General features: G+C 66.0%; 9 protein-coding genes. 4 read left to right on the plus strand and 5 right to left on the minus strand.

All coding sequences use genetic code 11. From position 1 onward, the window contains the following. The 3 genes from V6M48_RS07005 to V6M48_RS07015 all read left to right on the plus strand — a co-directional run. Positions 1-128: integrase core domain-containing protein (locus V6M48_RS07005; RefSeq protein ID WP_332811825.1), on the plus strand; the 128-nt coding region annotated here is incomplete at its 5' end. A 23-nt stretch (positions 129-151) separates the two neighbouring features. Beyond that, entirely contained in the window at positions 152-2,518 is a 2,367-nt protein-coding gene (locus V6M48_RS07010; protein WP_332811817.1) for an autotransporter outer membrane beta-barrel domain-containing protein, read from the plus strand. A gap of 190 nt (positions 2,519-2,708) precedes the next feature. Further along, positions 2,709-3,143 (plus strand): hypothetical protein, encoded by a 435-nt coding sequence (locus V6M48_RS07015; protein ID WP_332811818.1) that lies wholly within the window; start codon positions 2,709-2,711, stop codon positions 3,141-3,143. A 33-nt stretch (positions 3,144-3,176) separates the two neighbouring features. Here V6M48_RS07015 and V6M48_RS07020 read toward each other — a convergent pair whose 3' ends face one another. The 5 genes from V6M48_RS07020 to V6M48_RS07040 all read right to left on the minus strand — a co-directional run bounded on the left by V6M48_RS07020 (position 3,177) and on the right by V6M48_RS07040 (position 8,453). Beyond that, the gene (locus tag V6M48_RS07020) at positions 3,177-4,076 is read right to left on the minus strand and encodes an EAL domain-containing protein (protein WP_332811819.1); all 900 of its coding nucleotides are present in this window, start codon (positions 4,074-4,076) and stop codon (positions 3,177-3,179) included. Next, complete coding sequence (locus tag V6M48_RS07025) at positions 4,073-4,540, minus strand: response regulator transcription factor (RefSeq protein ID WP_332811820.1); 468 nt, start codon at positions 4,538-4,540, stop codon at positions 4,073-4,075. The genes V6M48_RS07020 and V6M48_RS07025 overlap by 4 nt, the downstream gene beginning before the upstream one ends. 164 nt (positions 4,541-4,704) lie before the next feature. Further along, positions 4,705-5,631, minus strand: coding sequence for an alpha/beta fold hydrolase (locus tag V6M48_RS07030; protein WP_332811821.1), 927 nt, complete (start codon positions 5,629-5,631; stop codon positions 4,705-4,707). Between the two features lie 135 nt (positions 5,632-5,766). After that, on the minus strand, positions 5,767-7,425 hold the full coding sequence (locus V6M48_RS07035) for a long-chain-fatty-acid--CoA ligase (RefSeq protein WP_332811822.1): 1,659 nt from the start codon (positions 7,423-7,425) through the stop codon (positions 5,767-5,769). A 110-nt stretch (positions 7,426-7,535) separates the two neighbouring features. After that, positions 7,536-8,453 (minus strand): LysR family transcriptional regulator, encoded by a 918-nt coding sequence (locus V6M48_RS07040; protein ID WP_332811823.1) that lies wholly within the window; start codon positions 8,451-8,453, stop codon positions 7,536-7,538. Between the two features lie 147 nt (positions 8,454-8,600). Here V6M48_RS07040 and V6M48_RS07045 point away from each other — a divergent pair. Then, positions 8,601-9,630, plus strand: a 1,030-nt coding sequence (locus V6M48_RS07045) for an FAD-dependent oxidoreductase (protein WP_332811824.1), incomplete at its 3' end; no start/stop codon positions are given.

A 9,630-nucleotide genomic window follows, 5' to 3' on the forward strand; every position in this document is an offset into this window, starting at 1 on the left:
GCAAAGCTGCGCTCGATCCGTGGCTCCACAATTACAATTGGCACCGCCCACACGGCAGCCTAAAATCCAAAACACCCATCAGCCGCCTCGGCCTCGATGCGAACAACCTATTGAGGCTCCACACCTAGCCAGCGATCCAACCGCTTGCGCCGTGCTTGGCGCGGGGGCCTGCGATACCTCGTTCAGCGTCGGCGAGCTGACCACCAGCGGCGACGGATCGACCGGCGCGCTGGTCAGGTCGGCGGGCGGCACCACCGGCAGCATCGGCGTGCTGCGCACCGAGGGTGACGATGCCGCCGGCGTCGACATCGCCACCGATCCGGCCGCCTGCCTGATCCTCGGCGCCGGCGCCTGCGACGTCGGCCTGGTCGCGGACGATGTCTCGACCGGCGGCGACGGTGCGGCTGGTGTGCTGATCGCCTCGACCGGCGGCGTGGTCACCGATCTCGGCCGGGTCGCAACCGCCGGCGACGATTCGGCTGGTATCGCGATCGTCCAGGACCCGGCGGCTTGCCTCGCCATCGGTCCAGGCGCGTGTCGCGTCCAGGCCGAGGCCGATGACGTCGACACCGGCGGCGACAATTCGCCGGGCGTGGTCGTCGAGAGCCCCGGCCCAATCGACGTCGACGCAGGCGAGGTCACGACCGGGGGCGACGACAGCGACGCGATCCATGTCGAGGGCGGCGACGAGCCGGTCACCGTGACCGCGGGCGCGATCGTCACGACCGGCGATGACAGCGACGGCGTCGAGGTCGTCACCGTCAACGGCGACCAGACGCTCAACGTCGGTCCGATCCGCGTCTCGGGCCTCGGGTCCGATGCCGTCGTCGCGACCAGCGTCTGCGGCGACATCGGCATCAATGTCCGCGACGACATCGTCTCGGTACAGGGCAATGCGATCATCGCCTCGACCGGCTGCGGCGTGGAGGTGACGACTGCGCCAGGCGCGGATGTGGCAGGCGCGACCGGCGGGGTCCTGCTCACGTCCGGCACCGGCGCGCTGCTCGATATCGGCGGCAGCGTGACGGCAGCTGCGGGCCCAGCCATCGACGTCGATGGTGCGGCCGCGGAGGTGATCATCCGGCCGACCGGATCGGTCGCCGGTGCGATCGATCTCACCCCGAACGACGATAGTCTCGTCAACGCGGGCCTGTTCGCACCGGTCGGAACGAGCGATTTCGGCGCGGGCGCGGATCTGTTCGCCAACGACGGCCAGCTCCGCGTGCGCGGCACCGCGGCGCTGCAGGGGCTCGAGCTGCTGGCCAACAATGGATCGGTCGACTTGGCCGACGGCGCGGCCGACGACAGGCTCATCGTCTCGGGAGACTTCACCGGCGGCGCGGGCAGCACGCTGCTGCTCGACGTGGCGGCTGGAACCGCTGGCACGCCGGCGGACGGGCTCGTCGTCGGCGGCAATGCCGGCGGCACGACCGCGATCGAGCTCAACCTGCTCGGCAACGTCGCGGTCGCCAATCCGGCTGGGGTCGTGCTCGTCGACGCCCAGACCGCAACCTCGGGCGCGTTCACGCTCGAAGGGCCGACCAGGGCGGGGCTCGTCGATTACTCGCTTCGCCAGCAGGGCGGCGACATCCTGCTCGTCGCGCTTCCCAATGCCTTTGCGGTCGAGCCGCTGCTCGCCGGACGCATGGGACTCGATTTCTGGTACCAGTCCGCTGACGCATGGTCAGAATCGGCCGCGCCGCGCCGCGCGAATCTGACCGCCGACCGCCCCGGCATGAGCTTCTGGGTGCAGGGCTATGGCAGCACCGAGGAGAGCGGCGAACGGCGAGACATCGATGTCTTCGGAACGTCCAGCCCGGCCGACTTGCGCTTCGACACTGACCGACGCGGCGTCCAGGCGGGGATCGATTTCCGCACCGGCGCCGGCTTCGCCTTCGGCATCACCGGCGGCTACCAGCACGCCGCCAGCGAACTCGCGGGAAGCGAGTTCGACCTCGAAGGGCACAATATCGGGGCCTATCTGCTCTATGGGCAATCCTCGGGCCTCTACGCCGAGTTGCTGGCGAAGGCGGACTTCTTCGACGTCAGGCTTCGCAACGGCGCATTGTTCCTCGGTGCCGAGCCCGAAGGCAAAAGCTACGGTGTCGAAGGGGAGCTTGGCTATCGCACGGCGTTCGGGGGCTTCGACCTCGATCTCGGCGCGGGCCTGGCCTATGTCAGCACCGATCTCGACGGCTTCGAGGCGAGCGGCTTCCGCTACGAATATGACGATGCCAAAAGCCTCCGCGGCCGGCTCGGCTTCCGCGCCTCGGCTAGCGGCAGCGGGCTCGCGCCTTATCTCGACGCCAAGGTCCTGCACGAGTTCAACGGCGACAACGACACCGTCCTGAGCAGTGGCGGCTTCGATCTCGAGCTTGCCGATCGCGGCAAACGGACGTGGGGGCGCGGCGAGCTTGGCCTCGCCGGTTCCACGAACGGCTCGGGCGGCTTCGTCGCCTTGTGGGGCGAGATCGGGGACGTGGAAGGCTATGGTCTGCGTCTCGGCTTCCGCTTCTGATCTCAATTAGCCCTGGTGAGGCGGCGGTTCTCCGGAGCCGCCGCCTTTCCTTTGCCTGCGTCAGACTGTCGTTTCGAGCCCCTCGGCCACAACCGTTCCGGAACCGGTCCGACTTGCCAAAGCGCGCGAACCATGCGATTCTGATCGGCCTTCGAGTACGGAGACATAAGTCACGGAAGAGGAGGGGACGATGGCCACTTCGGCTCGAGCGCCGGTGCATCTCTGGATCGTCGGCATTTTGGCGTTGCTGTGGAATGCCTTTGGCGCATTCGACTACGTCATGTCTCAAACCCAGAATGCTGCCTATCTCGCGCAGTTCAGCGACGCCGATCGACTCTATTTCAATTCATTCCCCGCATGGGCCGTGGCGGGGTGGGCGCTTGGCGTCTGGGGCGGGCTTGTCGGTTCGCTGCTGCTGCTGGCACGCAGCCGCCATGCCGAATTCGCGTTCGGCCTGTCGCTCCTCGGCCTGCTCGTCGCAACCATCTATCAACATGTCCTCTCGGCGATGCCGGCCGATCTGAAGACCGGCCCGATGGTGGCGATGAACGTCGCGATCTGGGCGGTCGCGATTGGCCTCTTCGTCTACGCGCACCGCATGCGCGCGCGCGGGATTCTGCGCTAGCTGCCCAAGGTCGGGCGGTTGCCCGGGCGCAGCCTAATGGAGCGCGCTTGAGGAGGAGTGGCGTGGCCGCATGCTTGACGGCCCTTGCGCGGCATCCGCTTCGTCCCGCGCGGGATCGGCTTCGGCCGGCGGGCGGTAGAGCTCGCGCCACTCCCCGGCGGAGCGCATCACCCAGGGGACCAGCTCGGCCGGGGCAAGCGGTTCGCTGATCAGGAAGCCCTGCGCATGATCGCATCCGAGCGTGCGGAGCAGCTCCAGCGTCTCGCCGCGTTCGACTCCCTCGGCGGTCGCGGTGAGGCCGAGGCCGTGCGCCAGATCGATCACCGTCTTGACGATCAGCCGGGCTTCGGCATGCTCGGCGGCGTCGGCGACGAAGCAGCTGTCGATCTTGAGCGCCGTAAAGGGAAGCTGCCGGAGCTGAAGCAGCGACGAATAGCCGGTGCCGAAATCGTCGAGCTCGACGTTCATCCCCTTTATCCGGAAGCGGGTGATCGTGTCGAGCAGCCGCACCGCATGCTGCGTCGCGCCTTCGGTGACCTCGATCGTCAGATGATCGCACGGCATGCCCTCCACATGGCAGAGGCGTTGCAGGAAATCGGGGAAATGCACGTCGCGCAGGCTCAGCGCCGATATGTTGATCGCGATGTTCGTCTTCAACCCCTGATCGCGCCAATCGGTCCATTGCCGCAGCACGTGGCGCGCCCCCCACTCGGTGACCGCGTCGATCGTCCCCGAGCGCTCGGCGATTGGGATGAACAGCGAGGGGGGCAAAAGCCCGAACTCGGCGCTGCGCCAACGCATCAGCGCTTCGACTCCCGCGAGTTCGCCGCTCGCGACGCAGATCTTGGGCTGGTAGAGCATGAACAGCTCGTTGCGGTCGGCGGCGAGTTCCAGCCCCGCCGCGATCTTGGCTTCGTCCGCAAGCGCGATCATTTCGCCACCCCCGGCGCCGCCAGCGCGAGCCGGTCCGCAAGCTCGTCGAAGCGGAAAGGCTTGGCGAGCGGGTCGGCCATGTTGAGCCCCAGCGCCTCGCCGAGCCGAAGCGAGGCGTCAAGTATGCGTTGGTCGAGGCCACTGATGATGATCACCGATCCGCGATATTTTTCCTCAGCGAGCAGCCGTATGATCTCGATACCGTCCGCGCCGGGCACACACAGGTCGACGGCGACGGCATCCGGCATCTGCTCCCGCAGCGACTGGCTGAAAGCTTCGGCAGAGGTCGTTCGCGATGCTCTGAACCCGCATTCCTCGGCGGCATGCGTGATCAAGCGCCCGACCATCCTATCGTCGTCGATCACCAGCAGCAGGGGCGGGAGCAGCGAAGCGCCTGCTTCGGGCCCGAGCGCTGCGGCAAGTGCTGCCGCGCCGCTTTCGCCGCTCGAGATGGTCTCAGTCATTACGGGCCTCGCGATGCTCGCCAAGCCCACCCGCGTTCCTATTGACGCCTGATTGGGTAAACAAAGGGTGAAGAACGGACGCGGTGGCATTACCGCTGGCCGCCTTTATTCGGCGCGTTTCAGGCGAGCTATCTATGCCGCCAGGCTGTTGAAATCCTTGCGGATCAGACGATCACGGTGCGGGGTTGGTCCGGTGCTTCCGCGTCATCGGCGAGCAGGAATTTCTTCACCTCGTCCACGAACGGCGTCAGCCGGTCGTGGTGGACCCAATGGCCTGCGCGCTCGAACTTCGCCAGCCGCGCGTTCCGGAAAAAAGCCAGGCTGCCGTCCTCGCTCGGGTCGCTGGCCCAGCTTTCGCAGCCATGGCTCAGCAAGGTGGGGCAGGTGATCCGCGACCACAAATGATGGAGTTCGTCCGGGGTGAGGCCGACCGGCGAGAAGGGACGGACATAATTGTCGAACTTCCAGCTGTAGGTCCCGTCCTCATTCTGGTTGATCCCGTGGATCGTCAGATGACGCGCCTGCGCCGGCGACAGGCGCGGATTGGCCTCTTCCATGCGTGCGATCGCTTCGTCGAGCGAGACGTAATGGCGCGGCGAGCGGCGGCTGAGCGAGCGTTGTTCGTCGATCCATTTGCGCAGCCGTTCGTCGACGCTCATCGCGGCACGCTCGGCCGCCATCTCCGGCGGAAGCCCGAGACCCTCGATGGCGACGATCTTCGACACCGTCTCCGGATAGGCCCCGGTGTAGCGCAAGGCGATGTTGCCGCCGAGCGAGTGGCCGACGATAGCGACCGGCGCGAGCTTCTGCTCCTGGATGAGCTGCGCAAGATCGTAGACGTGCGAATGAAGCTGATAATTGCCGTCGGCCGACCACTGGCTGTCGCCATGGCCGCGCAGGTCCGGCGCGATGATGTGGAAATCGGCGCGAAGCTCGCGCGCCACCCAGTCCCAGTTGCGGCTGTGATCCATGCCGCCGTGGAGCAGGATCAAAGGCGGCGCGCCGTCATTGCCCCAATCGACATAGTGAAGCCGAAGACGCTGCGAGATGTAGGAATGGGTGGTGATTTCGTCGTCGTATGGGCCGGTCATTGCGGGGCATCCCTAGAGCGCGCTTTGCAGGGCGGCAACGCCAAGCGCGGCCGGCGGTCGAAATCACTTCCTGTTCGGAAAAACGGGATGGCCGCGGTCAGGCGGCGTCCCGGCAGCTGCGCGGACGACGATCGATCATTCGGCGGCGGCGGCTGCCGTCTTGGCGGACTTGACGGCCTGGTCGAAGGTTCCGGCCGCGGCCATGTCGCGAAGCACCTTCTTGTCGATCTTGCCGGTCGCGCCGAGGGGAATCTTGTCGACGATCGCGACCCCATTGGGCATCCACCAGCGCGCGATCTTGCCGTCGAGGAAGTGCAGGAGCTCGTCCGGCGCCGGCTTGTGGCCCGGGATCGGCTCGATCACGAGCAGGGGCCGCTCGTCCCATTTGGCATCGGGAATGGCGATCACGGCGGCGACCGCGACGTCGGGATGGCCGACCGCGATATTCTCGATCTCGATCGAGCTGATCCATTCGCCGCCCGACTTGATCAGATCCTTGGCGCGGTCGGTGATCTGCATGAAGCCCATGGTGTCGATCGTCGCGATGTCGCTGGTGTCGAACCAGCCCGCCTTGTCGAGCGCCGATCCCGGCTCGTTGCCCATATAGGCGCTGGTCACGGTCCCGCCCTTGACCTTGAGGCGGCCGAAGGTCTTGCCGTCGTGCGGCACCGGCTTGTCGTCGTCGTCGAACAGCGCGAGATCGACGCCGATCGGCGGCCGTCCCTGCTTCAGCCGGTAGGGCATCTGCTCCTCGAAGCTCTTGCTCGCGAGGTTCGAAGACATCGCGCCGACCGTGCCGACCGGCGACATTTCGGTCATGCCCCACAGGTGCAGCAGCTCGATCCCGTAATCGTCGTGGAACGCGCGGATCAGGCTTTCCGGGCAGGCGCTCCCGCCGACCACGACACGGCGCAAGCTCGTCGGCTTTTTGCCGGTCTGCTGCATATAGTGGAGCAGCATCTGCCAGACGGTCGGGACCGCGGCCGAGAAGGTCACATTCTCCTTCTCGATCAGCTCGAACACCGCCTCGCCGTCGAGCCGTGATCCCGGCATCACCAGTTTCGCGCCGACCGCCGGAGCGGCGAACGACAGGCCCCAGGCATTGGCGTGGAACATCGGCACGACCGCCAGCACGACATCGGAGGCGGCGAGCCCGAACATGTCGGCCTGGAGCGAGATCAGGGCGTGCATGAAGTTGGAGCGGTGCGAATAGAGCACGCCCTTCGGATTGCCGGTCGTCCCCGACGTGTAGCAAAGGCCCGCGGCGGTCTGTTCGTCGAAACTGCCCCATTCGCAATCCTCGCTCTGCGCCGCGATCAGGGTCTCATAGGCGACCGCCTTGGGGCATTCGACCATGCCGGCCTCGTCGGTCATCAGCACGACATGCTCGAGCTTGGGCAGGCGAGCGATATTCTCGGTGATGAACGGCACGAGATCGACGTCCGCAAACAGGATTCGGGTCTCGGCATGGTTGATGATGTAGACCAGCTGGTCGGCGAACAGCCGCGGGTTAAGGGTATGGCAGACCGCACCGATGCCCATGATCCCGTACCAGGTTTCGATATGGCGGGCGCGGTTCCAGGCCAGGGTCCCGACCCGGTCGCCGACGCCGATGCCGAGGCTGCGCAGCGCGTTCGAAAGCCGCCGTGCGCGGCCGTGCAGCGTCCCATAAGTGGTGCGCGAGAGGCTCCCGTCCTGTTCGCGGCTGACGATCTCCTGATCGCCGTGCCAACGCGCGGCATGAACCAACAGCCGATCCAGGGTCAGCGGCCAGTCCTGCATCAATCCCAGCATTTCGACGCCCTCTTTTGTCGCTCTTCGTCCCGAGCCCGATTTCGGCCACGCGGCGGTGTTTCGCAAGCTCTTTGTCGCTATTGGGAACCCCAGCTTAGCCGGCCGGCGGGTCAGGCGAACTGCTTCTCGCAGATCTGCGACAGCAGCTGACGGAGCCACATATGGCTCGGATCATGCTCGCGTGCCGGGCTCCACCACATGCCGATCTCCAATCTTGGAAAGCTGAGCGGCGGGGGCATGATGCGGATATTGGTCGACCCCGACAGGCGTTCCGCGAGCCGGCGCTGGAGGAGGGCGATGCTCCCCGTTCCCTGCACCAGATAAGGAATGATGAGGAAGCTTGGGACGCGCACGATGTTGCGCGGCGCCACTCCGGCGTGCTGCAAGACGGTCTCGAAGAAGGCGAGCGTCTCCGATCCTGTTGGCGTGAACAACACCAGCTTTCGTTCGATGAGCTCTTTTTCTGAAATCTCCTCGGAGGCGTCGTCGGCATCGACGATGCAGACGATATCGTCCTCGAACAATGTGCTGACGGAGAATTCGTCGAACGCGACGTGCGCCAGGCGCCGCGGTCCGATGAACAAGTCGATATCGCCCATCTTGAGATCGCGCGCGCTCTGGCTGCGCGCGTCGCTGAACTCGATCGTGAGTGCCGGCGCCAGAGCGGTCAGCTGGTTGATCAATTCGGCGCCGAGCAAGAGGATCACATAATCCGCGGTTGCGATTTTTATCGCGCCTTCGCTCTTCGCCGGGTCGAAGTTGGCCGGAGCGATGAACTGCTCGACGCCTCCCAGCATCATCTCGAGGCGGGGAAGCATCCGCTCCGCCAGCGCCGATGGCTGCAGCGTGCGCCCGTGCGGGATCAGAAGCTCGTCGTGGAACAGGCTGCGCAACTGAGCGAGAGCGTTGCTGACGGCCGGCTGGCTCAAGTTGAGCGCGCGCGCGGCGTTGGTCACGTTGCGGTGGCGAAGCAACTCGCGAAGCACCGGCAGCAGGTTGAGGTTGGTCTTGCGAAGATTCGTCACCATCAGTCAGACTGATGCCAACCATTCGAACAGTCAATTTTACTTATGGTATTTCGCTGGATATCGTTGCGGCACAAGCGGAAAACGGGCGGACCAAGACCGGCGCGGCAGCTGGCGGGTCACCAAGCGCCGCCGAGAGGATGATCCAGCGTGAACGACCGATCATCGGCAACAAGCAGGAGCGACGTCCTCATCGTCGGGGCGGGGCCGGTGGGCATGACCCTGGCGCTCGACCTGGCGCAGCGCGGCATCGACGTCATACTGGTCGAACAGCGCGGCCGCGACGAGGAGCCGCGCAAGCGGTGCAACCATATCTCGGCACGCTCGCTCGAGATCTTCCGCCAGCTCGGCATCGCCGCCGAGATCCGCGACGCCGGGCTCCCGGCCGATTTCCCGCAGGACGTCGCTTATGTGACCTCGCTGACCGGCCACGAGCTCACTCGCATCCGCATTCCGGCCCGGCAGGATCGTTTCACAAGCAGCGGCTATGCCGATTCCGGCTGGCCGACGCCCGAGCCGCCGCACCGCTGCAACCAGACCTATTGGGAGCCGATCCTCCAGCGCCACGTCCTGGGCGCACCGAACATCCGCACCTTCTACGCCACCGCGATCGAGGAGGTCGGCCAGGATGCGAACGGCGCCTGGGCTCGGGGACGCGGCGAGGACGGCGAGGAGTTGCGCTTCGAGGCCGATTATCTGGTCGGTTGCGACGGCGGTCCGTCGCTGGTGCGCAAGGCGATCGGCGCGCGCTTCGAGGGCCAGAACGTCATCTCGGGCACACGCTCGGTCTACGTCCGCTCCAAGGAGCTGCTGAGCAAGCTCAAGGTCGATCCGGCCTGGATGACGTGGTTCCTCAACCCCGAGACCTTCGGCTGCGTCGTCGCGTTGAACGGCGACGATTTGTGGATCTTCGGTTTCTGGCTGCCGCCCGGCGAGCCCGATTTCGATTCGGTCGATCCCGCCCGCGCGATCAAGGCGGCGGTCGGCGAGGACTTGGACTATGAGATCGTCTCGATCGACGATTGGTACGGCCGCCGTCTCGTCGCCGACCGATTCCGCGACCGGCGTCTGTTCGTCTGCGGCGATGCCGCGCACATCTGGATACCCTTGGCCGGCTACTGCATGAACGCGGGTATCGCCGACGCCAAGGCGCTCGGCTGGCAGCTCGCGGCGGTCGTCA

The organism is Sphingomonas sp. (genome assembly GCF_036677245.1).
Classification (GTDB): domain Bacteria; phylum Pseudomonadota; class Alphaproteobacteria; order Sphingomonadales; family Sphingomonadaceae; genus Allosphingosinicella.